The organism is Streptomyces tibetensis, from assembly GCF_007655005.1.
Taxonomy (GTDB): Bacteria; Actinomycetota; Actinomycetes; order Streptomycetales; family Streptomycetaceae; genus Streptomyces; species Streptomyces tibetensis.
This window is the reverse complement of the sequence record NZ_SZVW01000015.1, coordinates 87,954-111,818: the sequence shown is the minus strand read 5'-3', so window position 1 is coordinate 111,818 and position 23,865 is coordinate 87,954. Positions and strand designations below refer to the sequence as shown.

The window sequence follows — 23,865 nt, the reverse complement described above, 5'->3', positions numbered from 1 at the left end:
GCCCCGGGCGCCAGGGCAGGAGGTCCCGGCCCGTGTGACCGCCGCGGCCCTCAGGACCGGCACTCCGCCTCGGGCACCGGGGCAGGAGCGTGCGGGCCGGGGCCGCTCGCGACGTGAGCCTCTGCTTCTGTCGCGCGCACGGCCGGCTTACGGATGAGGAGCAGGGCCGCGTCGTCGTGCAGCCTGCCGCCCACATGGGCCAGCAGTTCCTCGTGGAGCGCGCCGAGGGTCTGCGCGGGCTCCTGGGAGACGTGCCGCTTCAGGCCCTCGGCCAGGGGGTAGAAGGCGCGGCCGCCGTCGCGGGCCTCGGTGACCCCGTCGGTATAGAGCAGCAGCTGGTCGCCGTCGCTGAAGGGGAGCGTGTGGAGTCCCGGGGTGTGCCCCGCGAGGTCGCGCAGTCCGAGGGGCGGCGCCGGGAGCTCGGGCTCCACGGGACTGATGGCCCCGGAGGCGCGCACCAGGAGCGGGGGCGCGTGTCCGCAGTTCACCACCTCCAGATGCCCCTCCCGCGGGTACCCGGCGACCACGGCGGTCACGAAGTCGTCGCGGCCGAGGTTGCGTGCGAGGCTCCGCTCGATCCGGTCGACGACGGCGAGGAGATCGGGTTCGTCATGGGCGGCCTCCCGGAAGACGCCGAGCACCAGCGCGGCGGTCCCGACGGCGGGCAGCCCCTTGCCGCGCACGTCGCCGACGATCAGCCGCACCCCGTGCGGGGTGGGTATCAGGGCGTAGAGGTCACCGCCGATACGGGCCTCGGCCGCCGCGGCGCTGTAGCGGACGGCCACCTGGAACGGCCCGACGGTCGACGGCACGGGTTTGAGCAGGGCGTGCTGGGCGGTCTCCGCGACCGATCGGACGGCGGCGAGCACCCGCTCCCGGCGTCCGCGCAGCACGCCGGCCAGGCCGCTCGCGAGCGTGACGGCGACCAGGGCCGACAGCACGGCGGCCAGTTCGCGGCCCGGCACTGCGTCCCGGATCCCGAGCGTCGCACCGACCATCACGGCGAGGACGCCGACACAGAGGACCCCGCGCGGTCCGTTGGTCGTGGCCGCCAGGGCCGGCCCGGCCGCGAGCAGGGGCAGCCAGACCATCCCCGCCCCGCCCACGACGTCGGCGGACACGACGGCGGCGACGACCAGGACGGGCAGGACAGGTGCACCGACGCCCAGCCGCGCGACGGCGCGCCTGCGGGCCGAGGCCCCGGCACCGGCCACCCGGTTGCGGAACGGCCGTACGGGCGGGTGGTCGTCGCCATGGTTGCGGGCTTGGCTCATGTCTGTGTCCGCAGTCCTCACCTGTGCACGGGGCACGTCCCGGAAATGTCTGACTTATCCAGAAAACGGGGTGGAGGCGACCCCCGGCAAGAAGCGGATTTTCAGATAGTGAGCGAGAGGCTCCTGGTCACGCGGCTCGCGGTCGGAAGCAGCCGCTCCCGGATCTCCGGCAGCCGGGAGAGCCGGTTCGACGGCAGTGACACGCCGAGGGAACCGAGCGTGTCCCCGCTGTAGACCGGGACGGCGACGCAGACCGTGCCGAGGGAGTACTCCTCCAGGTCCGTGATGGCCGGGGCCATGGGCGGGGTCTCGAGCCTCCGCAGGAGTTCGGGGAGGCTGGTGATCGTCCGCGGGGTGAGGTCGGCGAGATGATGCCGGGAGAGGTAGTCCTGGCGGGCCTCCTCGTCCATCTCGCGCAGGACGGACTTGCCCAGTGCGGTGGCGTGCCCGGCGTCCTCGAAGCCCACCCACAGATCGACGCGGGGTGTCCCGGGGCCGTCGACGATCTCGGCGACCCGGATCTCGCCGTCCTCGTAGAAGGTGAGATAGGCGGCCGTGGCGAGCTCGTCCCGCAGCGCGGCGAGGGTGGGCCGGACGCGGCTGAGCAGCGCCTGTGCACGGCCCGTGGACTGCAGCGTCTGCAGTTTGTCGCCGAGGACGAAGCCGCCGTCGTCCAGCTTCCGCACGTACCCGTCGTGGACCAGGGTCCGCAGCAGGTGATAGGCGGTGGCCAGGGGCAGGCCCGTCTCACGCGCCAGCTGCTTGGCCGGCGCGCCGTTCTCGTGCGCGCTCACCGCCTCCAGCAGACGCATGGCCCGCTGGACGGAGTTGATGAGCGTAGGGCCGTCTTGCCCACCCATACGAACAGCGTGCGGCAGGCCCGGGCCGCGGGCAAGGGGAAGGCTGGTGGATCAGTCGGCTGCCGTCTCCCCTCGCGGCTGCGCGAGGGGAGGCGCCGGCGGGCGGGCGCCCCGGGGCGGCGGTGCCGTGGACGCGCGGACGACGAGGTCGACCGGCGGGTCGTACGCGGGCGGCAGGTCCGCCTCCGGGTCCTCGATCGCCCGCACCAGGAGCCGGAGCCCCTCCCGCGCCACGGCGTCGAACGGCTGCCGCACGGTGGTCAGCGGCGGGGTCACGTAGGCGGCCACGGGGATGTCGTCGAAGCCCACCACGCTGATGTCGTCCGGCACGCGCAGCCCGGCCTCCGTCAGGGCGCGGACGACGCCGATGGCCATGTCGTCGTTGGCGGCGAACACGGCGGTGCAGTCACGGTGCGCGGCGAGCTCGCGGCCCACCGCGTATCCGGACGCGGCCGACCAGTCGCCGTGCAGCACGGCGGGCGGTGCGATGCCGCGTGCGGCGAGGGCACCGCGCCAGCCTTCCAGCCGGTCCCGGGCGGCGAACCACCGTTGCGGGCCGGCGAGATGGTGGACCGTCGCGTGGCCGAGGTCCAGCAGGTGCTCGGTGGCCGTCCGGGCGAGGCGTTCGGCGCCGACTCCCCTGGTCATGGTGCGGGCACCGCCGAACGCCGCCGGTGCGCCGAGCACGAGGACCGGCACGTCGACGCTGAGGGAGACCGGCCCTTCGTCGATCGGCTCGGAGACGACGATGCCGTCCACGCCCTGCTCCAGCAGCGACTCCACGGCGCCGGCCACCCCTCCCGGGTCGCCTTCGAGGGTGTTGACGACGCGGAGCGCGTAGCCGGCGTCCCGCGCGGCCCGCTCGATGCCGATCAGCAGCGAGGCGGGGCCGTAGAGGGCGGTTCCGAGGGTGATCACGCCGATGGAGCGGGTCCGCCCGGAGGCCAGGGCCCGGGCCGCGCTGTTCAGCCGGTAGCCGAGCTCCCCGGCCGCCTCGAGCACTCTTCGGCGTACGTCCTCGGAGACATAGCGCTCCCCGTTGAGGACCCGCGACACCGTCTTCTGCGAGACCCCGGCCAGCCGGGCCACGTCCACCCCGCGCGGCGCGCCGCCACCGGCCCGTCCTCCCACTCGCGTCATCGCTCACTCCCCCGTGTCCGGCGGCCGCACCACGGCCCCTCACGCCCAGCGTTCCACACCCCCGAACGCCCCGGACCCGTGCCTGGTGCCCGCTCGGTGTGCCACGTCCTCGACGTCGGCGTGGACGCTCCCGGCGGCACACCGGTCGGAGTGACCGCAGGCCCGGGACCACGGCGGCGGCCGCCGCGTATCCGTTCCGCCGGAAGCGGATGAGCACCGCGAAACGCCGCCGTGGTCCTTCGCGGCCCTCCCGAGACGGGCGACCATGCCGTGTCATGGACATCTTGCTCGTCGCCAGCGCGTTCAACAGCCTGTCCCAGCGTGTGTTCGCCGAACTGTCGGACGAGGGGCACCACGTGGACGTCGTGCTCGCCTCGCACGGCCCCGACGCCGTCCGGGACGCCGTACGCGAGACAAGCCCGGAGCTGATCGTCGCCCCGATGCTGAAGTCGGCCCTGCCGGAGGACGTGTGGCGGGACCACACCTGCCTGATCGTGCACCCCGGACCGCCCGGCGACCGGGGCCCGTCGGCGCTGGACTGGGCGATCGCCCAGGAAGCGTCGGAGTGGGGCGTCACGGTGCTGCAGGCCGAGGCGGCCATGGACGCGGGGGACGTGTGGGCGGACGGCTCCTTCCCCGTGCCGCCGGCGGGCAAGAGCGACGTGTACCGCAACGAGCTGGCGGACGCCGCCACGGCCGCCGTGCTGCTGGCCGTGCGGCGCTACGCCGACGGATCGTACAAACCGCGTCCGCAGAGCGAACCCGGGATCCACGTGGTGTGGCGGGACTTCTTCCGCCAGGAGCAACGGCGGATCGACTGGGAGAACGACGACAGGGCGACGGTGCTGCGCAAGCTCCGCGGGGCCGACTCGCAGCCCGGCGTGCGGGACGAGATCTGCGGCCGGGAGGTGTTCCTGCACGGCGGGTACCCCGAGGACCGGCTGCGCGGGGAGCCCGGTGAGCTGCTTGCGACCCGGGCCGGTGCGGTCTGCCGGGCCACCCGGGACGGCGCGGTGTGGATCCCTGAACTGCGCCCCCGCAAGAGCTCCGGTGACCCGGCGCCGTTCCGTCGCCCCGCGGCCTCGGTGCTCTCCGGCTTCCCGGCCCCGCCCGGCAGCGGCCCGGGCATGCCGGGTGCGTACGACCGCCCGTACTGGCTGCCCGAGATCGCGGCCCCGCTCGAACTGCCGCCGGACCGCACCACCTGGACCGACATCCGCTACCGGCAGCGCGGTCCCATCGGCTTTCTGACCTTCTCGTTCCCCGGCGGGGCCATGAGCACCACCCACTGCCGCAGGCTGCTCGCCGCCTGGCGCTACGCCCTCACCCGCCCCACCTCGGTGCTGGTGCTCGGCGGCGCCCGGGACTTCTTCTCCAACGGCATCCACCTCAACGTCATCGAGGCGGCGGGCGACCCGGCGGCAGAGTCCTGGTCCAACCTCAACGCCATGAACGACCTGGTCGAGGCGGTGCTGCGCACCACCGACCGGCTGGTGGTGGCGGCCCTCTCAGGCAACGCGGCGGCCGGCGGGGTCATGCTCGCCCTGGCCGCCGACGAAGTCTGGTGTCGCGCGGGCGCCGTCCTCAATCCGCACTACCGGAACATGGGCCTGTACGGGTCGGAGTTCTGGACGTACTCGCTGCCCCGCCGGGCGGGCGTCGAGACGGCCGAGCGGCTGACGAGCGAGGCGCTGCCGGTGAGCGCCGCGACCGCCGAGCGGATCGGACTGGTGGACCGTCTGGTGCCGGTCGCGGCCCAGGACTTCGCCGCCGAGGTCGAGCGGCTGGCCGCCGACCTGGCCGGCGATCCGGATCTCCCCGGCCGGATCACCGCCAAGGCCACGGCACGTCACGCGGACGAGCTCCAGCGCCCCCTCGCCGAATACCGGAGGGACGAACTCGCCCGGATGCGCGCCGTCTTCTTCGACCCCGAGGCGCCGTACCACGCGCTGCGGTCCGCGTTCGTCCGCAAGCTCCCGGGCGGCTCCGCCCGGCCGCTTGCCACCTCAGGCGCGCAGTGAGCGCCCGGCTGCTCGTGGCGGGCGTCGGCAACATCTTCCTCGCGGACGACGCCTTCGGCCCCGAGGTGATCCGCGCCCTGGACCTGCGCCCGCTGCCGCCGGAGGTCCGGGTGCGGGACTTCGGCATCCGCGGCATGGACCTGGCGTACGAGCTGCTCGACGGCTACGACACGGCCGTGCTGGTCGACGCGGCCGTGCGGGGGCACGAGCCGGGCACGCTGTCGCTGATCGAGCCGGACCTGCCCGGCCGATCCACCGCGGGCGCCCCGCCCGAGGCGCACGGCATGGACCCGGCGACGGTTCTCGCCCTGGCCGCCCACCTGGGCGACGAGCCGCTCCCCCGCGTCCTGGTGCTGGCCTGTGAGCCGGAGCTGCGGGCGCCGGCCGACGAGGACATCGCCCCGGGCATCAGCGCGACGGTGCGGGAGGCGGTGGGGCGGGCCGTCGCGGCACTGCACGCGATGGTGCCGGTACTGCTCGCCGACCCCGGGGCCACGCCCCCGTTGAGCCGCCCGGACGAATCCGCCGCCCTGTCGTCGGCCGGGCTGCCGGGCACGGTGAGCGGTGGCGCGGAGGATCGGTAGCGGAACGATTTCCCTACCGACCCGCGAGGAGCGGCGCCCATGTGCGATTCCGTGGACGAGGTCACCCAGGCCGTCCTGGCGAAGAACGACTCTCTGGCCGCGGGCCTGCGTGAGGAGCTGGCCCGGCGCGGAGTGAGCGTGGTCAACCTGCTGTCCAGCCCGGGCAGCGGCAAGACGGAGCTGCTCGGCCGGGTGCTGGCCAGAGCGGTGGAGCGGGGCCTTCCGGTGGCCGCGCTCACCGCCGACCTGGCGACCGAGAACGACGCCGACCGGCTGGCCCGCTCGGGAGCCCCGGTGAAGCAGCTCCTGACGGACGGGCTGTGCCATCTGGAGGCGCGGCAACTGCGCGGCCACGTCGAGAGCTGGCTGCCCGAGGGGGCCTCGCTGCTGTTCGTGGAGAACGTCGGCAACCTCGTCTGCCCCGCGTCCTACGACCTCGGCGAGAGTCTGCGGATCGTGCTCATGGCGGTGACGGAGGGCGAGGACAAGCCCCTGAAGTACCCCACCGCCTTCGGGTCCGCCCAGCTGGTGGTGCTGACGAAGACCGACCTGTCCGGGCCGGCCGGGTTCGACGAGGGCGCCTTCGAGGAGAACGTCCGGCGGGTCAACCCGGGGGTGGAGGTGGTGCGGTCCTGCGCCCGCACCGGCGCCGGCGTCGACACCCTGCTGGAGCGGGTGCTCGCCGTCCGGGACGGGGGCCCTGTCCACCGGCCGCCCCTGGCGCCCCGCCCGCACACCCACACCCACACCCACGAGGGCACCGAAGCCGGCCTCGTCTCGTGACAGCGCCCGTCACCCGGGCGGTACGCCGTCGCGTCACCGTGCGCGGCACCGTGCAGGGCGTGGGTTTCCGCCCGTTCGTGCACCGCCTCGCCTCCGAGCTCGCGCTGGCGGGCTTCGTGAGCAACACGGCGAGCGGCGTCCTGATCGAGGTGGAGGGCCCGCCGGAGGGTGTCGCCGACTTCTGCGACCGGCTGGCGAAGGAGCCTCCGCCGCTCGCCACCGTCACGGGCGTGGGGTTCGAGGACCTGCCCGCGACGGGCGCCGACGGCACCTTCGACATCCGCTCCACCGACCGCTCCCCCGGCAGCACCCTCCTCCCGCCCGACACGGCGACCTGCCGGGACTGCCTGCGGGAGCTGGGCGATCCGGCCGACCGCCGGCACCGGCACCCGTTCGTCACCTGCACCCACTGCGGCCCCCGCTTCACCATCGCCACCGGCATGCCGTACGACCGGGCGGTCACGACCATGGCCGGCTTCCCGATGTGCGCCGCGTGCGCCCGCGAGTACGGCGATCCGCTCGACCGCCGCTTCCACGCCCAGCCCGTGGCCTGCCCCGACTGCGGTCCCCGGCTGCGCCTGGTGCCCGCCCCCGGGAGCGGGGTCCGCCCGGCCCGGGACGCCGGGGCCCTGGCATCGGCACGCGCGCTGCTGGCGGCGGGGCGGATCGTCGCCGTCAAGGGGCTCGGCGGCTACCACCTGGCCTGCGACGCCGGCGACGCACGCGCCGTCGACGCCCTGCGCACCCGCAAGGCACGCGGCGGCAAGCCGTTCGCGGTGATGTGCGCGGACCTCGACGAGGTACGGCGCCTCGCCGCACTCTCCCCCTCCGAGCTGGCCGCGCTGACCGGCCCTCGCCGCCCCATCGTCCTGCTGCGCCGGCGCCCGGAGGCCAACGGTCTCGCACCCGGCGTCTGCCCCGGCAGCCCGCACCTCGGCGTGATGCTGCCCTACACGCCCGTGCACACCCTGCTGTTCGGCCTGCTCGGTGATCCGCCCGGCCCACGCGTGCTGGTCATGACCAGCGGCAACCGCTCCGGAGAGCCGATCGTCACGGACGACGACGAGGCACTGACCCGGCTCGCCGGGCTGGCCGACGCCTGGCTCGCCCACGACCGGCCCATCGCCTCCCCCTGCGACGACTCCCTGCTGCGCGTACGCCCCGACGGCACCGAGCAGGTGCTGCGCCGCTCCCGCGGGTACGTGCCCCGGCCGCTGCGGCTGCCGGTGCCCGTGCGGCCCGCTCTCGCCGTGGGGGGTGACCTGAAGAACGCCCTGTGCCTCGGTGCGGGCGACCAGGCCTGGTTCGGCCCGCACATCGGCGACATGGGCGACCTGACCACCCTGGAGGCGGCCCGGCGGGCGGACGCGCACCTGCGGGCCCTCACCGGCGTGAGCCCCGAGCTGGTCGCCGCCGACCGGCACCCCGGGTACCACTCCACACGGTGGGCCGCCCGGCTGGCCGGGCACGCCCCCGTGCCGGTCCAGCACCACCACGCACACATCGCCTCCGCCATGGCCGGGCACGGCCTGGACGGCACCAGCCCCGTGATCGGCGTCGCCTTCGACGGCACCGGCTACGGCGACGACGGCACCGTCTGGGGCGGCGAGATCCTGCTCGCCGACTACACCGGCTTCCGCCGCTACGCCCGCCTCTCCCCCGCCCCGCTGCCCGGCGGTGACGCCGGCGTCGCGAACCCGTGCCGTCTGGCCCTGGCCCGGCTGTGGGCGGCGGGACTGCCGTGGGACGCGGACCTGCCGTGCGTGACCGCCTGCGCACCTCAGGAACTGGCCGTGCTCCAGAGGCAGTTGCCCGGCGGTCTGGCCTGTGTGCCGACCTCCAGCATGGGCCGCCTCTTCGACGCCGTGTCGTCGCTGGTGGGCGTGTGTCACCGCGCGGGGTACGAGGCGCAGGCCGCGCTGGAGCTGGAGGCCGCCGCCGCTTCGGCGTGGGACGCGGAAGCGGCGGCGTACGCCTTCGCCGGGGGTCTCGACCCGGCGCCCGTGCTCGGCGGGCTGATCGCCGATCTGCGGCGCGGCACCCCGGCCGCCGTGCTCGCGGCCCGTTTCCACCGGGCCGTGGCGCGCGCGGTGGCGGGGATCTGCCGGCGGGCGCGTCAGGACACCGGCCTGGCCACCGTCGCGCTCAGCGGCGGGGTGTTCGCCAACGCGCTGCTGGAGGAGGAGTGCGCGCGACTGCTGTCCGAGGACGGCTTCGCGGTGCTCCGCCACGGCGAAGTCCCGCCGAACGACGGCGGGCTGGCCCTCGGCCAGCTGGTGGTCGCGGCGCACCTACGACAAGAGGAGTGACCCATGTGTTTGGCAGTGCCCGGAAAGGTCGTGTCCATCGACGACAGTGCCGACCCGCTCACCGGGCTGGTCGACTTCGGCGGCGTGCAGAAACAGGCGTGCCTGGAGTACGTGTCCGACGTGAAGGTCGGTGAGTACGTCATCGTGCACGTCGGTTTCGCGCTCCAGCGTCTGGACGAGGAGTCGGCCCTGGCCTCCCTGAAGCTGTTCGAGGAACTGGGGCTGCTGGAGGAGGAGTTCGGGGACGCCTGGGAGCAGGCGGCCAAGGAGGCGGGCGCCGCCGCGGTGACGGAGCCCCAGGACAGCGGGAGTGAGGCCCGGTGAAGTACATCGACGAGTTCAACGACCCCCAGCTGGCCCGGCGCCTGCTGGACGAGATCCGCGCCACCGCCACCCGGCCCTGGGCCCTGATGGAGGTGTGCGGCGGCCAGACCCACTCGATCATCCGGCACGGCATCGACCAACTGCTGCCCGAGCAGGTCGAGTTGATCCACGGGCCCGGCTGCCCGGTCTGTGTCACGCCGCTGGAGGTCATCGACAAGGCACTGGAGATCGCCGCGCGGCCCGGGGTGATCTTCTGCTCCTTCGGCGACATGCTGCGGGTGCCGGGCACCGACCGCGACCTGTTCCGGGTCAAGGGCGAGGGCGGCGACGTGCGCGTGGTGTACTCGCCGCTCGACGCCCTGGAGCTGGCCCGCACCAACCCCGACCGTGAGGTGGTGTTCTTCGCGATCGGCTTCGAGACCACCGCCCCGGCCAACGCGATGGCCGTGCACCAGGCGCGCCGGCTGGGCCTGGCCAACTTCAGCCTGCTGGTGTCGCATGTGCGGGTGCCCCCGGCCGTCGAGGCGATCATGACGGCACCGGAGTGCCGGGTGCAGGGCTTCCTCGCCGCCGGGCACGTGTGCAGCGTGATGGGGATGGCCGAGTACCCGCAGCTGGCCGAGCGGTTCAAGGTACCCATGGTGGTGACCGGCTTCGAGCCGCTGGACATCCTGGAGGGCATCCGCCGAGCGGTACGCCAGCTGGAGCGCGGCGAGCACCGGGTGGAGAACGCCTACCCGCGCGCGGTGCGCGAGGACGGCAACCCGGCCGCCGTGCGCATGATCGAGGAGGTGTTCGAGGTCACCGACCGGAACTGGCGCGGCATCGGGCGGATCCCGGCCAGCGGCTGGCGGCTGACCGACGCCTTCCGTGATTACGACGCGGAGCACCGCTTCGACGTCAGTGGGATCCGTACCGAGGAACCCGCCGAGTGCCGGGCCGGCGAGGTGCTCCAGGGCCTGATCAAGCCGACCGAGTGCGCCGCGTTCGGCACCACCTGCACCCCGCGCACCCCGCTCGGCGCCACCATGGTCTCCAGCGAGGGCGCCTGCGCGGCCTACTACCTCTACCGCCGCATGACCGCCCCGGCCCCGCAGGCCGCCGGAGCCGCTCCGCAGCAGGAGGTGACTCCCGTTGCCTGAGCACGTCACCGAGGTGGTCGACCCGGCCAACTGGACCTGCCCCGCCCCGCTGCGTGACCAGGGGGTCGTGGTCATGGGGCACGGCGGCGGCGGTGCGCTGTCGGCGGAGCTGATGGAGCAGATCTTCACCCCTGCCTACGGCAACGCCACCCTGTCCGCTCTGGCCGACTCCGCGGTCCTCGAACTGGGCGGCGCGCGGCTTGCCTTCTCCACCGACTCCTACGTGGTCCGGCCGCTGTTCTTCCCCGGCGGCTGCCTCGGCGACCTCGCGGTCAACGGCACCGTCAACGACCTCGCGATGAGCGGTGCGCGGCCCGCCTGTCTCTCCGCCGCCTTCGTCCTGGAGGAGGGTGTGGAGCTGACGGTCGTCGAGCGGATCGCGCGCTCGATGGGGTCGGCCGCCGAGGCCGCCGGGGTCACGATCGTCACGGGTGACACCAAGGTGGTGGAGTCCGGGCACGGCGACGGGGTGTACGTCACCACCGCCGGGGTGGGTCTCGTGCCCGACGGGGTGGACATCCGGCCCCAGCGTGCCCGGCCCGGGGACGCAGTCGTCGTCAGCGGGCCGATCGGGCTGCACGGCGTGGCGATCATGAGCGTGCGGGAGGGCCTGGAGTTCGGGGTGGAGGTCGCCAGCGACACCGCACCACTGGGGGATCTGGTGGCGGCCATGCTGGCCGTCACGCCGGACATCCATGTGCTGCGCGACCCCACCCGGGGCGGCCTGGGCGCGTCCCTCAACGAGATCGCCCGCGCCTCGGGGACCGGGGTCCGGTTGCGGGAGCGGGCGATCCCGGTGCCGGACGCCGTGGCGAACGCCTGCGGGTTCCTCGGGCTCGATCCGCTGTACGTCGCCAACGAGGGCCGGCTGGTCGCGTTCGTGCCCCCGTCGCGGGCGGAGGAGGTGCTGGCGGCCATGCGGGCCCATCCGCAGGGAACCGGGGCGACACTGATCGGCGAGTGCGTCGCCGAGCATCCCGGGATGGTGGTGGTCGCCACCGGGCTCGGCGGGACACGGGTGCTCGACCTGCCCCTCGGGGAGCAGCTGCCGCGCATCTGCTGAGCACAGGAGCGGACCGAGGGCCCCGCCGACGCGTCGGCGGGGCCCTCGGTCCGTTCGCTAGGCCGGTGCCGGCTCGATCCCGGCGATCTCCAGCTCACGGCCGCTGCGCAGGTCGCTGGAGGGCTGGTCGCAGCGCGGGCACCAGAAGAACGGGGGCATGCCCACCGCGAACTCCTCGGCGCACGCGCCGCACCAGGCCTGCGCGGGGATCTGCTCGACGACGAGCCGTGCTCCCGCGAGGGACGTGCCGTCGCGGGCCACCTCGAAGGCGAAGTCCAGGGCGTCGGGGACGACGCCCGCCAGCTCGCCCACCCGGACGGTCACCTTCGAGACGGTCTCCGTCCCGTCCGCCCGGGCCAGCTCGTCGGCCCGCTCGATGATCGCGGTCGCGATCGACAGTTCGTGCACGGCCCGCTCACGGGTAGCGGTGGCCGGCGCGGAACCCGCCCGCCATCCGCCAGATCCGCGCCTCGCGCCTCAGGCTGGGCCACTCCCAGCACAGCAGGGCCAGGGCCGCGCCGCCCACCAGGACGGCCTCGGTCTTCAGCACCCGCTGCCCGCTCATCCCGCCACGCCTGCGCATGACGGTTCTGCGTACTCGTTTCATCGCGGTGACTCCCTGCTCGTTCGCGTCACGGTGTTCATCCCGGCGAGATGTTCGGCATGGTCTCGGCGAGGGTGTCATGCCGCTTCCAGTGGATTCCGGTGGAGCGGCGCGCGTCGGCGGTGCCGTCCGCGTGGTGCCCCTTCTGCTGCTGGCGCGGTCCCTTGTTGCCCTGGTGCATACCTGCGACGTGCCGGGGCGTGTCGGGCTTCGCCTGGGCCCGGCCCACTCTGATGCTGCCCATGGGTGCTCTCCTTCCTCGCCTCCGACCTGCGGAGTGCGTGGCTATGGCCGCTCGGTGAGGTCCTCGAAGAACTGCCGGACGGCCGGCCAGACCCGGCCGCCGCCGGACAGACCTCGCCACTCCCGGCGTACGACGGCGACCATCCGGTAGCAGTCGTCGATCGGCACGATCCAGTGGTGGTCGAGGCCGTGGACGGTGTTCACCAGCAGGGCCTCCACATCGGGTTCCACGGTCGCGAGCGGTGGACACGTGCCGGACGCTTTCCGCCAGGCCGCCGCGTCCACCTCCCAGCGCATGGCTCCCGCGGGGCTCGGGCCCTCGGCGGTGACGGTGCCGTCGGCCCGGGGCACGAAGAAGACCAGGCCGACGGGTACGCCCAGCGCGGCCGTGTCGACCTCGGGCAGCCGGACCCGGCGCCGGGGCACGAGACGGTAGTGGCCGTCCCCCGCCGCCGCGTCGGCGAACAGCACCGAGCAGGGGCCGCAGGCGCAGCGCACCTCCTCCTGTCCGGTGTCGTACAGGTGGGCGTGCTCGTCGGCGACCGGCGCGGCGCACAGGTCGCACACCTCCTTCTCGGCCGCCGCCGTGCGGTCGGCCGAGGAGCGGATGAGGCGGGCCAGTGCCCCGTCGGTGGTCACGGTGCGCCCCGGTGCGTCAGCGTGGTCAGCGGGACGAAGGCGGGGGCCGTCTCGGTCAGGGGTTCCACCGCCGTCAGCTCGGGAGCCGCGGCGAGCACCGCCGCGCGGACCGCGTCGGTGACCTCCGATCCTCCGCCGCCGCAGCCGGACCCGCATCCGCCGCCGCCCTTCGTCAGACGGACCCGGCCGACCTGCCCTTCGACCCCGGCCCACTCCACGTCGCCGCCCCGCTCCTGTACGGCGGGCCGCAGCCGTTCGACCGCACGGGCCGCCCGGCGTTCGGCGGGCTCGGGGTGGATGTCGTGGAGCACCATGAGGTGCCCGAGCAGCTCGTCGTCGGCCAGGCGCTCGGCCAGTTGCTCGTCCGCGGCGTCCAGGACGCGGGCCAGGGCCTCCCCGTAGACCTCGGTCAGCAGGGCCACCGCCTCGGTCGCGGAGCGGGTCGTGGGCCCGGGGGCGGACTCGAGAGTTTCGAGCGCCTGGTCGAGCCGGGCGAGCCGGGCCTCGACGTCCGGGTCGGCCAGCCGTGCGCCGGCGGCCTCAGCCATGGTTCGCCCCGTACGTCGGCGAGTGCAGGGTGGTCAGCGTCTTGCCCTTGCCGACGTACATGTGCACACCGCACGGCAGACAGGGGTCGAAGCTGCGGACCGTGCGCATGATGTCGACGCCCTTGAAGTCGTCCGGCCCGTTCTCCTCGAAGATGGGCTGGCCCTGGACGGCGTCCTCGTACGGGCCGGGGGTGCCGTACATGTCGCGGGGGCTGGCGTTCCACGGGGTGGGCGGGTACGGGTGGTAGTTGGCGATCTTCTTGTCCTTGATCACCAGGTGGTGGGAGAGGACGCCGCGCACCGCCTCGTGGAAGCCGCAGCCGATCGCCTCGTCGGGCACCTCGTAGTTCTCGAACACCTTCGTCTCGCCCGCGCGCACCATCCCCATGGCCTCTTCGAGGAACTGCAGGGCCATGGCGGCCGCGTAGGCGATGAAGTAGGGCCGGGCGCGGTCGCGTTCGATGGTGTTGCTCCACTGCGGGATGCGCCATTCCAGGGTGGTCTCCGGCAGCGACTCGCCCTTGGGCAGGGAGATGCGCACGCTGTGGCCGGTGGCCTTGACGTACGGGGTGTCGACCAGGCCGCTCAGCGCCGTCGACCACAGGCGCGCCAGGGGGCCGCCGCCGGTGTCGAGGGCGAGGTGGTCGCCGGTGCGCTGGTCGAACCAGCGGGGGCTCATCACCCAGCTGTACTTGTCGTCGAAGTTGCGCTTCTGCGGCACCGGGACGGTGGTCTGGTTCCACGGGTGGCGCATGTCGACGGGGTTGCCGAGCGGGTCGTGGGTGACGAACGGCTGCTCGTTGACCCAGTCCTCGTAGTAGGAGCTGCCCAGCATGATGCGCAGGCCGAGGTTGATGTCGACGAGGTTGTTGGTGACCAGCTCGCCGTCGACGATGATGCCCGGGGTGACGTACATGTCCTTGCCCCAGGAGTTCATGTTCTCGTAGCGGTAGTCGACGGTCTGGGGGTTCTGGAAGGCGCCCCAGCAGCCCAGCAGGACGCGGCGGCGGCCGACCTCCTCGTAGCCGGGCAGCGCCTCGTAGAAGAAGTCGAAGACGTCGTCGTTCATGGCGACGGCCTTCTTCACGAAGTCGATGACCCGCATGAGGCGCGCGAGGTAGTCGGTGAAGACGGTGGGCTGCGGCATCGTGCCGACGCCGCCCGGGTACAGCGTGGAGGGGTGGACGTGCCGTCCCTCCATCAGGCAGAACATCTCGCGGGTGACCCGGCTGACCTTCAGGGCCTCCTTGTAGACCTCGCCCTCGAAGGGGTTGAAGGCCTTCATGATGTCGGCGATCGTCCGGTAGCCGTGGATCTCGCCGCGGGGGGCCTCGGTGCGTTCGGCGCGGGCCAGGACACCGGGGTTGGTGGCCTTGACCATCGCCTCGCAGAAGTCCACGAAGACCAGGTTGTCCTGGAAGATCGTGTGGTCGAACATGTACTCGGCGGCCTCGCCGAGGTTGACGATGTGCTCGGCCAGCGGGGGCGGCTTGACGCCGTAGGCCATCTGCTGGGCGTAGTCGGAGCAGGTGGTGTGGTTGTCGCCGCAGATGCCGCAGATCCGGGACGTGATGAAGCCCGCGTCGCGCGGGTCCTTGCCCTTCATGAACACCGAGTAGCCGCGGAACAGCGACGAGGTGCTGTGGCATTCGACGACTTCCCGGTTGGCGAAGTCGATCTTCGTGTAGATGCCCAGGTTCCCGATGATCCGTGTGATCGGATCCCAGGACATGTCCACGAGCTGGGGTGGCTTGCGGTCCGTGGGCCTGGCCTCGGTGGTGGTCATCTGCGGTACTGCCCCTCGCTGTCGGTGGTGTGTGGGGTGGTGGGCTTGCTGCGGGGATGCCTCATCAGGCGCGCCAGTGGGGGTCGTAACCGCTGGTCAGCTTGCGCTTGTTGTGGCGCCATCTGGGCTCGTGGTTGACCAGCTCGTTGGTCATGCCGCGCAGCCGGCGGACGACGGCCCCGTACGGCTTGATGACCAGCGACGACAGGGTGCTGCCCGGGGGCTCGTCCATGAACGGCATGAACGCGTCGGGGAAGCCGGGCATCGTGCAGCCGATGCAGATGCCGCCGACGTTGGGGCAGCCTCCGATGCCGCCCATCCAGCCGCGCTTGGGCACGTTGCAGTTGACGACCGGACCCCAGCAGCCCGTCTTCACGAGGCACTTGGGTGAGTTGTAGTCGGCGGCGAAGTTGGCCTGCTCGTAGTACGAGCCGCGGTCGCAGCCCTCGTGGACCGTCTTCCCGAACAGCCACTGCGGGCGCAGCATGTGGTCCAGCGGCGGCGGGGGCGCGGAGCCGGCCGCGTGGTAGAGGACCCAGAGCAGGGTCTCCATGAAGTTCTCGGGCTGGATCGGGCAGCCGGGCACGTTGACGACGGGCAGGCCGGCCTGGGAGGTGTAGTCCCAGCCCAGGTAGTCGGCGAGGCCCATGCAGCCCGTCGGGTTGCCGGCCATGGCGTGGATGCCGCCGAAGGTGGCGCAGGTGCCGGCGGCGACCACCGCCCAGGCCTTGGGGGCCAGTTGGTCGATCCACCAGTTGAGGGTCTGCGGCTCGCCGGTCTCCGGGTCGTTGCCGAAGGACGTCCAGTAGCCGTCGCCCTCGATGATGTTCTGGTTGGGGATCGAGCCCTCGATGACGAGGATGAACGGTCCCAGCTCGCCGCGTACGGCCGCCCGGTAGGGCGCGAGGAAGTCCTCGCCGCCCAGGCTGGGCGAGAGCACCTTGTTGATCAGGTTCACCTTCGGCAGGCCAGGGATCAGCCCGAGCACCAGGTCCTCGATGGAGGGCTGGTCGGCGGCGGTGAGCGAGACGGTGTCGCCGTCACAGCTCATGCCCTCGGAGATCCAGAGGATGTGGATCTCGTCGATGCCCTGCCGGACCTCGGACCGTTCGGGTTCCTTGCTGACTTCTTCGGTGCTGCTGTGGATGGTCATGTCACTCGGCCTCCGCTGCGGGGGTCTCGGAGTCGGACGTGTGCCGCGCAGGAGCTGCGGCGGGAGCCGGTGCCGACGGCTCGTCCGGGGATCCGGCGGGCTCGAGGGGTTCGAGCTCGTCGGGCCGGAAGTAGTGGAAGCGGCCGTACCAGTTGTTCAGTTCGGCGGCCGGGTCGTCGTCGAGGGTGACGGCGAGGTGCACGCTGCCGTCCACGTCGTGGAAGACGGCGGCGACCTCGGCGGTCCGCCCGGCCAGGAACATGTCCTGGGCGTCGGCGCCGCGTCCCCGGGGGCGCAGCCGTACCCGGCTGCCGCCGCCGAGCCGGACGCCGTCGACGAGCACGGTGTCGGTGGTCGGGGACAGACCGTCGTCGGCCCCCTCCTGCCACCAGGCGGGGCGGCCGGCGGACGCCGTGGGGGTGAGGGGTGTCAGGGGCTGACCGGCGGACGCCGTCGGAGTGACGGGCGTCAGAGGGTGGTCGGCCGGCGCCGTAGAGGTGACGGGCGTCAGCAGGTGGCCGGCCGGCGCCGTGGGGGCGGCCGGTGTCAGGGAGCGGACGGCGCCGTGCAGCCGTTCGAAGACCTCCTGCGGCATGGTGTCGACACGGTCGAGGATCGCCGCCGCCCGCGGGTCGGTGGCTCGCGCCTCGCGCTTCTCCTCGTCGGTCAGCAGCATCGTGCGCAACGTGAGGATCTCGTCGATCTCCGCGGCGTCGTGCAGGTCACCCGGGCTTTCGGGGGCGACCTGGGGGTGGTCGGGCAGGATGATCGGCGCGGACAGCAGAACGCGTCCGGCGTCCCCGGCCTCGCCCCCGAGTACGGGGAAGGTGAACTCGTTGCGGCACGCCCGCACGAGTGCGTGCAGGTCCGCCGGTGGATCGATCAGCGAGACGAACTCCACCCCGTCGCCGCCGACGAGGGTGTGGGTGGCGATGAGGGCCCGGCGCAGTGCCTCGTCGCGCGCGATGCCCGGCCGCGGTGCGGGCGCGGTGTTCGCGGTGCGTACGCGGATCCGGCAGAGGTCTTCGGAGAGCCGCTCGGCGGTGAGGGTGGTCTCGGCCCGGATCTCCTCCCGGCTGCGCACCACCCGCCCGGAGCCCTCGGGCAGCGGCTCGACGTCCTCACCCGCCGCGGCGCCCACCTCGACGGTGCGTGCGCCCTGGAGGAGTTCGTCGAGCGGGGCCTCCACCTCGCACTCGCGCGGCAGGGCTTCGTCGAAGGTCAGATGCACCGTGCCGTCGTCGCTGTGCAGCGACTCGACGGGGCGGCCCGCCTCCTCCACCTGCTTGCGCTGCATCTGGAGGTAGCGGACCCGCACGCGTACGCGGGCGCTGTCCGGCTGACAGATCCGCAGCAGGCACTCGGTCTGCTGGTACCAGGAGTCGGCGGAGCCGGAGACACCGGGGACGACGGGGCCGTCCGCCTCCACCCAGTCCCGGGGGAACAGCACGCCGAACTGCCAGCGGACCCGGTTCTTGGTGGACGAGCGGCGGTAGGGGTACAGAAGGTAGCCCTCGTAGAGGACGGCGTCGGCGACGGCGCTGAGCTGCTCGAAGACGCCCGGGGACGGGCGTGTGCCGACCGTCGTGGCAGCGCCCTTCGTGCCGCCTTCGGCCAGTGCCTCCGCCATCGCGCCTCCTCGTCCCTGTGTGCAAGCGGTCCCTGTCTGCACGCGCATCCCTTCCACCACGGTCACACCGCTCATCCACGTTCGCCTCCTCCGGCGCAGCGCGATTGGGCTGTTCGGGGTGGTCGCGGTGCCGCCGCCGGGCGGCAGGGCGGAACTCGTCGGTGGCCGGGGACGTTCCCCCGGAGCCGGTGGTCGTCCGGATGGCACACGTCACCCGCACACACCGGCGCGTCGCGGGAAGGCGTCACCTCATGGACCAGCCGACACATCACCCCCGCCCCACCACCGGCCCCGCCGTCACGACCCTGGCCGACCCCCTGGCCAACAAGGGCACCGCCTTCAGCCGGCGCGAACGCGTGGAGCTGGGCATCGACGGACTGCTGCCACCCGCCGTGGAGACCCTGGACGAGCAGGTCGCCCGCGCCTACGAGGCGTTCCGCGGCTACGACAAACCCCTCAACCGGCACATCTACCTGCGGCAGCTCCAGGACACCAACGAGGTGCTCTTCTACCGTCTGGTCACGGAGTACCTGCAGGAGCTGCTGCCCGTCGTCTACACGCCGACGGTGGGCGAGGCCTGCCAGAGGTTCAGCGAGATCTACCGGCGGCCCCGCGGTCTGTTCCTGACCTGGGAGGACCGGCACCGCTTCCGGGACATCCTGCGCAACCGCCCGCACCGCGACCACGACGTGGACGTCATCGTCGTCACCGACGGCCAGCGCATCCTGGGCCTGGGCGACCAGGGGGTCGGCGGCATGGGCATCCCCATCGGCAAGCTGAGCCTCTACACGGCGATCGGCGGCATCCACCCGGCCCGCACGCTGCCGATCCTGCTGGACGTCGGCACCGACAACGAGGCCCTGCTCGACAATCCCCGCTACCTGGGCCGTCGCGACCGGCGGCTGACCGGCGCCGAGTACGACGAGATGATCGAGGCGTTCGTCTCGGCGGTCGAGGCGGAACTTCCCGGGACGCTGCTGCAGTGGGAGGACTTCGCCACCGCCCACGCCCACCCGATCCTCGCCCGCTACCGCGACCGGCTGCTCACCTTCAACGACGACATCCAGGGCACCGCGGCCGTCACGCTCGGCGCCCTGTCCACCGCGGCGGACGTGGCCGGCACCCCGCTGCCCGAGCAGCGCGTGGTGATCCTGGGTGCGGGGTCGGCCGCGATCGGCGTCGCCGACATGATCCGTACGGCGATGGTCGACGAGGGGCTGCCGAAGGACGAGGCGACGGCCCGGTTCTGGATCCTCGACGTCGACGGGCTGCTGGTGTCCTCACGTTCCGAACTGACCCCGCAGCAGCGGGAGTTCGCGCGCGACGACAACGAGGTGGCCGACTGGGACGGCACCGGCCTGGAGGAGGTGGTGCGCCGCGTGGAGCCGACGGCGCTCATCGGGCTGTCGACGGCGCACGGCGCGTTCACCGAGGAGATCGTGCGGCAGATGGCGTCGACCTGCGAACGGCCCGTCGTCTTCCCGCTGTCCAACCCCACTTCGCACTCCGAGGCCGACCCGGCGGACCTCACCCGCTGGACCGACGGGCGGGCGCTGATCGCCACCGGTTCGCCGTTCCCGCCGCTCACGGTCGACGGGCGCGAGGTGCCCGTGGCGCAGTCGAACAACGTGTACGTCTTCCCGGCCATGGGCCTCGCGGTGACCGCGAGCGGGGTCACCCGGGTCACGGACCGCATGCTCGTGGCCGCCGCCCGGGCCGTCGCACGGTGCGCGGTGCGGGCGGCGGACGGCGAGGACCTCCCCGTGCCGCTGCTGCCGCCGCTGACCGGGATGCGGGAGTCCGCTCGTGAGATCGCCCTGGCCGCGGCCCTCGCCGCCGTCGAGGACGGGGTGGCCCCGCAGGCGACGGAGGAGGAGTTGCGCAAGGCCGTCGCCCGGGCGCAGTGGACGCCCCGGTACGAGGACTAGGAGCCGTGTGCCGGGTCCTCCGGGCCTGCGGTCGATGCCGGCGCCCCAGGCCACGCCGGCCGTCGGGCCGCTTGACGAGCCGCCGGGCGACGACCCACGGGCCTTGTGCCCGGCGGCGGAACAGGTCCACAGAACCGCGGTCCGACCGGCCCCGTGCCGGTCGGACCGTGGAGAGGTCGATCGGCCCCCTGCCGGTCGGACCGTGGAGAGGTCGATCGGCCCCCTGCCGGTCAGACCACGGAGAGGTCGATCGCCCGGTCGACGTCCTGCGGCCGCAAGTTCGCGCAGGATGCTTTCCAGCAGGTGGTAGTCGGCCTACGGGAGGGAGATCTCGATGCCGTCCTCGGCCGGGCGGTGGCGGGTGCAGCGGGCCACCACCGCCTCCGCCCGGGCGGAGTTCCGTCAGAAGCAGAGACGGCCGCGGCACCGGCCGCCGTGGCCGGCGCAGCACGCCGGGAAACACTCTCGCTGATTCCTCCAACGGGTCACGTTGGGAACGGAGTCGGCAGAGCCTTGCACGAGCGGCGTGACGCTGCACACCCACGTGTGCGATGTTCGCCAACGTGAACTCGGTGCACCTATAAGCTGATCATCATGGAGTACGCGGGGGCCGGAGGGCCGGTCGGAGTGGTGTGTCCGAGGTGCGGCGGTAGCCGGGTCCGGACGGTTGAGCAGGCGCGCGGCGGCAAGGGTGCGATGCGGGAGGACTTGTCCGGCCGGCTCGCGCCGGGGCCGGACACGAGCGGCGACGGCTGCGTGCACGTCGCGGAGGGCATGGTGCTGACCGGCATGGGCATCGCCTTCGCCTACGTCGGCGTGCACCAGGACAAGCCGCTGTACCTGGTCGGCGGGGCGGCGTTCGCTCTGCTCTGCTTCGTCGGGACCATCGTGGTCGCGCGGAGCGACGGTCGGGAGAAGGCCGCGGCCGAGGCCGGCGCTCAGCGCGCCGAGCGCTTGTGGCGGCCTGCGCACTACTGCTCCGACTGTTCCTCGGTGTTCTGCCCGGGCGGCGCCCCGTGGCAGGGAGCGCTCACCCCGGAGCAGTTCAAGAAGCTGGTGTGGACCGAGGCCGGCTACGCCGACCAACTCCCCACGGGCGACAAGGCCAAGGACGCGGTGCTTCCGCCGGGCGTCCTGCCGCACCGGTGAGGCACGGGGGGCGGCAGAGCCACTCCCCCTACCTCCTCGTGTTCGCCCCTCACCCGACCCGGATGCCCACGATGCACGTGTCGTCGTCGGTGTCCGACTTGCTGTAGGTCAACAGGCGGTCCAGCTGCTGGTCGAGGGTGCTGGGCGCCGTACGGGCCGTGGTCAGGAGGTGGGTCAGGGACTCCTCCACGGGCCGGTCCCGGCGTTCGACCAGGCCGTCCGTGTACATCAACAGGGTGTCCCCGGGGGCCAGTCGCAGCTCCGTCTCCTCGTACACGGCCTCCGGGACGGCCCCCAGCAGCAGTCCCTTGACCAGGGGCAGCGGGGCCGCTTCGGCGTCCCGGACGAGGACGGGCGGGAGGTGTCCGGCCCGGGCCCAGCGCAGCGTCCGCGTGACCGGGTCGTACAGGCCGCACACCGCCGTCGCGGTGACGGCACCCGTCAGGTGGTGCGCCACGATGTTGAGCCACGACAGCAACTGCCCCGGGCCGGCACCGGTCACCGCCAGGCCGCGCAGCGCGTTGCGCAGGACGACCATGCTGGTGGCGGCCTCGATGCCGTGCCCGGCCACGTCCCCGACGCACAGCAGCACCTTCCGGGACGGCAGCACGACGGCGTCGTACCAGTCGCCGCCGACCAGCTGCTCGGTCTCCGCCGGCCGGTAGCGCACGGCCACCTGCAAACCCGACACCTGCAACGGTGCCTGGGTGGGGGGCATGATGGCGTGCTGCAACTGCAGGGTCAGCCGGTTGCGTTCGGTCGCCTGCTGCTCGGTGTGCGCCAGCTGGTCGCGGGTGGCGGCGAGCGCCACCTCGGTCCAGTGCTGGGCCGAGATGTCCTGGCAGGCGCCGCGCACCAGGAGCAGCCGGTCGTCCGTGTCGAGGACCGGTTCGGCGACGATCCGGATGTGCCGCGTCACCCCGTCCGGCCGCTGCAGCCGGAAGGCGGCGGCCGCCGGACGCTGGTGGTGCAGCAGCGTGCGCAGGAAACGGCGGATGGAGACGCCGTCGTCCGGGTGCGCATGGGCCGGCAGTTCTTCCAGAGGCACCGGGGTGCTCGTCTGCGGACGCCCGTACAGGTCGAAGAGCTGCCCGTTCCACGTGATCTCGCCGGTGAGGACGTTCTCCTCGAACCCGCCGATGCGGCCCAGCCGTTGGGCGTGCTGAAGCAGGCTCGCCAGTCGGGCCATCTCGTCCTCGATGCGCCAGATGAGGAGGACGCACATGCCGTGGCGGCTGATGCTGATGTCCGCGACCGCCGAGAGGGGCACCTGGTCCACGAGGGCGGTGAGGTTCATCCGGCGGGCCCGGAAGGGCTCCCCGGTGGCGTAGACCCGCTCGACGCGCTGGAACAACTCGCTGTCCCCGGCGGCCATCGGGTAGGCCTCGAGGAGCAGCGCGCCGTTCACGACCGCCCGCGGCCGCCCCGCCGGGTCGAGGAACCGGCTGTTCACGTGCTGGATGCGGAAGTCCACCAGGTGCCCGTCGCCGTCCAGATGCGGCACCAGCACGAGGGCGGGGTCGTACAGCCCGTCCGCCAGATCCATCAGCTCGGCGGCGTCCGGCAGCACGCGCGGCTCCTGGGCCGCTCCCTGTGGCGGCGTGTACATCTCCAGGGTGTGGGCGCACAGTTCGGCCAGCGCCTCCGTCTGCCGGACGATCTGCGGGGGCTGCGGCGCCAGTGGGGTCGGCCAGGCGATCTCCAGCACACCGTGGATGCGGCCTCCGGTGCCGGCGGGCAGGGCGGCCCGGCCGCCGTCCGGATGGTGGTGCAGGCCGATGGTGGGCAGTCCGGTCGTGCCGAGGGTGGTGATCCACTGCCCCTCGCGCTCGATGAGTCCCCGTCGCGCCACGGTCACCACGTCCGGCGGGACGTAACGCCAGCGCTCCGCCTCGGCCGGTGAGAAACCGGCGCTGCCCGCCAGGGTGAGCGAGCCGTCGGCGCCCGCGGCCCAGATGGCCACGGCCACCGCACCGAGCGGGCGCAGCGCCTGCTCCAGCAGGGCGTCCGCCACGGCCTGGGCGTCGTCCGCCGCCAGTACCCCGCTCTCGGCCGCGCGCAGGCGCACGGCGGCCGACTCGGTCTCCGCCTCGTCCGCGGCCCGGGTAGCGGCGAGGAAGGCGTCCGTCACCTCGGACATCCGGTCCCGGGCCGCCTGGTTGATGACGTCGACGGCGAGTTCCAGGGGGGTGACCTGGGCCTGCTCGGCCAACTGGGTGAGCTGGCGGGCGGCCTGGGCCGGGCCGCACTGCAGCCGCTCGACCAGGACGCCCTTGGCGAGCTCGATCAGGGCACGCCCTTCGGCCTCGGCCTGGGCGGCCCGCACCTCCCGGCTGAGCCGTTCCACGGTGGCGGCGAGCCGGCCCACCGGGGAGGCGGGTGAGAGGTCCTCGAGGTCGGCGGGCGGTTCGTCGCGGGACTCCGACGGGCCGTCGACGTCGCGCGACGGCCCGTCGGGGGCCACCGCCTGTTCGCCGGAGGACTTGGACTCCCCGTCCCCGGCCGGGGACGACGCGTCGGAGGTCACCGACGGCAGCGAAGACCCCGGATCTGCGGCCGAGCCGCGCTTCGGCTCATCACCCCGACCCGGCTCGCGTGGCTGCTCGGACATGCTCACGGTGTGGAAGCTCCTCGGCTGGAGTGCCCTGGGGCGCGGAACGACAGGCGCTGCGGGGTGCCCGGCCC

Annotated in this window: 21 protein-coding genes; 9 read left to right on the top strand and 12 right to left on the bottom strand. The window is 73.2% G+C overall.

The annotated features are described in order from the left end of the window. Positions 1-50: 50 nt before the first annotated feature. From FDO69_RS25460 to FDO69_RS25450, 3 genes are all read right to left on the bottom strand, one after another. Entirely contained in the window at positions 51-1,274 is a 1,224-nt protein-coding gene (locus FDO69_RS25460) for a PP2C family protein-serine/threonine phosphatase (protein ID WP_104782178.1), read from the bottom strand. Positions 1,275-1,375: 101 nt separating this feature from the next. After that, complete coding sequence (locus tag FDO69_RS25455) at positions 1,376-2,134, bottom strand: IclR family transcriptional regulator (protein WP_104782177.1); 759 nt, start codon at positions 2,132-2,134, stop codon at positions 1,376-1,378. A gap of 51 nt (positions 2,135-2,185) precedes the next feature. Continuing rightward, a complete protein-coding gene (locus tag FDO69_RS25450; protein WP_104782176.1) occupies positions 2,186-3,274 on the bottom strand; it encodes a LacI family DNA-binding transcriptional regulator in 1,089 nt (362 codons plus the stop codon). A 275-nt stretch (positions 3,275-3,549) separates the two neighbouring features. Here FDO69_RS25450 and FDO69_RS25445 point away from each other — a divergent pair, with 275 nt between their 5' ends. The 7 genes from FDO69_RS25445 to hypE all read left to right on the top strand — a co-directional run bounded on the left by FDO69_RS25445 (position 3,550) and on the right by hypE (position 11,500). Further along, the gene (locus tag FDO69_RS25445; RefSeq protein WP_104782175.1) at positions 3,550-5,295 is read left to right on the top strand and encodes an enoyl-CoA hydratase-related protein; all 1,746 of its coding nucleotides are present in this window, start codon (positions 3,550-3,552) and stop codon (positions 5,293-5,295) included. Further along, positions 5,292-5,879: a hydrogenase maturation protease gene (locus FDO69_RS25440; RefSeq protein WP_104782174.1), complete on the top strand. Its 588-nt coding sequence runs from the start codon at positions 5,292-5,294 to the stop codon at positions 5,877-5,879. Before FDO69_RS25445 ends, FDO69_RS25440 begins: the two co-directional genes overlap by 4 nt. Positions 5,880-5,918: 39 nt before the next feature. After that, positions 5,919-6,662, top strand: a complete 744-nt coding sequence (gene hypB / locus FDO69_RS25435) for a hydrogenase nickel incorporation protein HypB (protein ID WP_104782173.1) — start codon at positions 5,919-5,921, stop codon at positions 6,660-6,662. Next, a complete protein-coding gene (gene hypF, locus FDO69_RS25430) occupies positions 6,659-8,971 on the top strand; it encodes a carbamoyltransferase HypF (RefSeq protein WP_104782172.1) in 2,313 nt (770 codons plus the stop codon). The genes hypB and hypF overlap by 4 nt, the downstream gene beginning before the upstream one ends. A gap of 3 nt (positions 8,972-8,974) precedes the next feature. After that, positions 8,975-9,295, top strand: a complete 321-nt coding sequence (locus tag FDO69_RS25425) for a HypC/HybG/HupF family hydrogenase formation chaperone (RefSeq protein WP_104782171.1) — start codon at positions 8,975-8,977, stop codon at positions 9,293-9,295. Further along, positions 9,292-10,437: a hydrogenase formation protein HypD gene (gene hypD, locus FDO69_RS25420; RefSeq protein ID WP_104782170.1), complete on the top strand. Its 1,146-nt coding sequence runs from the start codon at positions 9,292-9,294 to the stop codon at positions 10,435-10,437. Before FDO69_RS25425 ends, hypD begins: the two co-directional genes overlap by 4 nt. Before the next feature lie 73 nt (positions 10,438-10,510). Continuing rightward, positions 10,511-11,500 (top strand): hydrogenase expression/formation protein HypE, encoded by a 990-nt coding sequence (hypE, locus tag FDO69_RS25415; protein WP_234388106.1) that lies wholly within the window; start codon positions 10,511-10,513, stop codon positions 11,498-11,500. Positions 11,501-11,557: 57 nt separating this feature from the next. Here hypE and hypA read toward each other — a convergent pair whose 3' ends face one another. From hypA to FDO69_RS25375, 8 genes are all read right to left on the bottom strand, one after another. Further along, positions 11,558-11,908: a hydrogenase maturation nickel metallochaperone HypA gene (hypA, locus tag FDO69_RS25410; protein WP_104782168.1), complete on the bottom strand. Its 351-nt coding sequence runs from the start codon at positions 11,906-11,908 to the stop codon at positions 11,558-11,560. Between the two features lie 7 nt (positions 11,909-11,915). Then, positions 11,916-12,107: a hypothetical protein gene (locus FDO69_RS25405; protein ID WP_138430170.1), complete on the bottom strand. Its 192-nt coding sequence runs from the start codon at positions 12,105-12,107 to the stop codon at positions 11,916-11,918. Between the two features lie 34 nt (positions 12,108-12,141). After that, positions 12,142-12,348, bottom strand: a complete 207-nt coding sequence (locus FDO69_RS25400) for a hypothetical protein (RefSeq protein ID WP_104782167.1) — start codon at positions 12,346-12,348, stop codon at positions 12,142-12,144. A gap of 41 nt (positions 12,349-12,389) precedes the next feature. Next, positions 12,390-12,986 carry a DUF5947 family protein gene (locus tag FDO69_RS25395; protein WP_104782166.1) on the bottom strand — a complete coding sequence of 199 codons (597 nt, stop codon included), beginning with the start codon at positions 12,984-12,986 and terminating at the stop codon, positions 12,390-12,392. Continuing rightward, positions 12,983-13,534 carry a NifU family protein gene (locus FDO69_RS25390; protein ID WP_104782165.1) on the bottom strand — a complete coding sequence of 184 codons (552 nt, stop codon included), beginning with the start codon at positions 13,532-13,534 and terminating at the stop codon, positions 12,983-12,985. The genes FDO69_RS25395 and FDO69_RS25390 overlap by 4 nt, the downstream gene beginning before the upstream one ends. Then, positions 13,527-15,320, bottom strand: a complete 1,794-nt coding sequence (locus tag FDO69_RS25385; RefSeq protein ID WP_104782164.1) for a nickel-dependent hydrogenase large subunit — start codon at positions 15,318-15,320, stop codon at positions 13,527-13,529. The genes FDO69_RS25390 and FDO69_RS25385 overlap by 8 nt, the downstream gene beginning before the upstream one ends. A gap of 64 nt (positions 15,321-15,384) precedes the next feature. Next, the gene (locus FDO69_RS25380) at positions 15,385-16,473 is read right to left on the bottom strand and encodes an NADH-quinone oxidoreductase subunit B family protein (protein WP_104782163.1); all 1,089 of its coding nucleotides are present in this window, start codon (positions 16,471-16,473) and stop codon (positions 15,385-15,387) included. A gap of 1 nt (position 16,474) precedes the next feature. Further along, a complete protein-coding gene (locus tag FDO69_RS25375) occupies positions 16,475-18,103 on the bottom strand; it encodes a hypothetical protein (protein WP_104782162.1) in 1,629 nt (542 codons plus the stop codon). 251 nt (positions 18,104-18,354) lie between these two features. Here FDO69_RS25375 and FDO69_RS25370 point away from each other — a divergent pair, with 251 nt between their 5' ends. After that, a complete protein-coding gene (locus FDO69_RS25370) occupies positions 18,355-20,031 on the top strand; it encodes an NAD-dependent malic enzyme (protein WP_104782321.1) in 1,677 nt (558 codons plus the stop codon). Positions 20,032-20,727: 696 nt separating this feature from the next. Beyond that, positions 20,728-21,180: an MrpF/PhaF family protein gene (locus FDO69_RS25360; RefSeq protein ID WP_234388092.1), complete on the top strand. Its 453-nt coding sequence runs from the start codon at positions 20,728-20,730 to the stop codon at positions 21,178-21,180. A 49-nt stretch (positions 21,181-21,229) separates the two neighbouring features. On the opposite strand, the gene FDO69_RS25355 is transcribed toward FDO69_RS25360, so the two are convergent. Then, entirely contained in the window at positions 21,230-23,797 is a 2,568-nt protein-coding gene (locus tag FDO69_RS25355) for a SpoIIE family protein phosphatase (RefSeq protein WP_420878539.1), read from the bottom strand. Positions 23,798-23,865: the final 68 nt, after the last annotated feature.

Excerpts from the sequence above, each read along its gene's own strand:
- FDO69_RS25460 (WP_104782178.1), bottom strand. The coding sequence starts at position 1,274 with ATGAGCCAAGCCCGCAACCATGGCGACGACCACCCGCCCGTACGGCCG.
- FDO69_RS25455 (WP_104782177.1), bottom strand. The coding sequence starts at position 2,134 with ATGGGTGGGCAAGACGGCCCTACGCTCATCAACTCCGTCCAGCGGGCC.
- FDO69_RS25450 (WP_104782176.1), bottom strand. The coding sequence starts at position 3,274 with ATGACGCGAGTGGGAGGACGGGCCGGTGGCGGCGCGCCGCGCGGGGTG.
- FDO69_RS25445 (WP_104782175.1), top strand. The coding sequence starts at position 3,550 with ATGGACATCTTGCTCGTCGCCAGCGCGTTCAACAGCCTGTCCCAGCGT.
- hypB (WP_104782173.1), top strand. The coding sequence starts at position 5,919 with ATGTGCGATTCCGTGGACGAGGTCACCCAGGCCGTCCTGGCGAAGAAC.
- FDO69_RS25425 (WP_104782171.1), top strand. The coding sequence starts at position 8,975 with ATGTGTTTGGCAGTGCCCGGAAAGGTCGTGTCCATCGACGACAGTGCC.
- hypE (WP_234388106.1), top strand. The coding sequence starts at position 10,511 with ATGGGGCACGGCGGCGGCGGTGCGCTGTCGGCGGAGCTGATGGAGCAG.
- FDO69_RS25405 (WP_138430170.1), bottom strand. The coding sequence starts at position 12,107 with ATGAAACGAGTACGCAGAACCGTCATGCGCAGGCGTGGCGGGATGAGC.
- FDO69_RS25400 (WP_104782167.1), bottom strand. The coding sequence starts at position 12,348 with ATGGGCAGCATCAGAGTGGGCCGGGCCCAGGCGAAGCCCGACACGCCC.
- FDO69_RS25390 (WP_104782165.1), bottom strand. The coding sequence starts at position 13,534 with ATGGCTGAGGCCGCCGGCGCACGGCTGGCCGACCCGGACGTCGAGGCC.
- FDO69_RS25385 (WP_104782164.1), bottom strand. The coding sequence starts at position 15,320 with ATGACCACCACCGAGGCCAGGCCCACGGACCGCAAGCCACCCCAGCTC.
- FDO69_RS25380 (WP_104782163.1), bottom strand. The coding sequence starts at position 16,473 with ATGACCATCCACAGCAGCACCGAAGAAGTCAGCAAGGAACCCGAACGG.
- FDO69_RS25375 (WP_104782162.1), bottom strand. The coding sequence starts at position 18,103 with ATGGCGGAGGCACTGGCCGAAGGCGGCACGAAGGGCGCTGCCACGACG.
- FDO69_RS25370 (WP_104782321.1), top strand. The coding sequence starts at position 18,355 with ATGGACCAGCCGACACATCACCCCCGCCCCACCACCGGCCCCGCCGTC.
- FDO69_RS25360 (WP_234388092.1), top strand. The coding sequence starts at position 20,728 with ATGCGGGAGGACTTGTCCGGCCGGCTCGCGCCGGGGCCGGACACGAGC.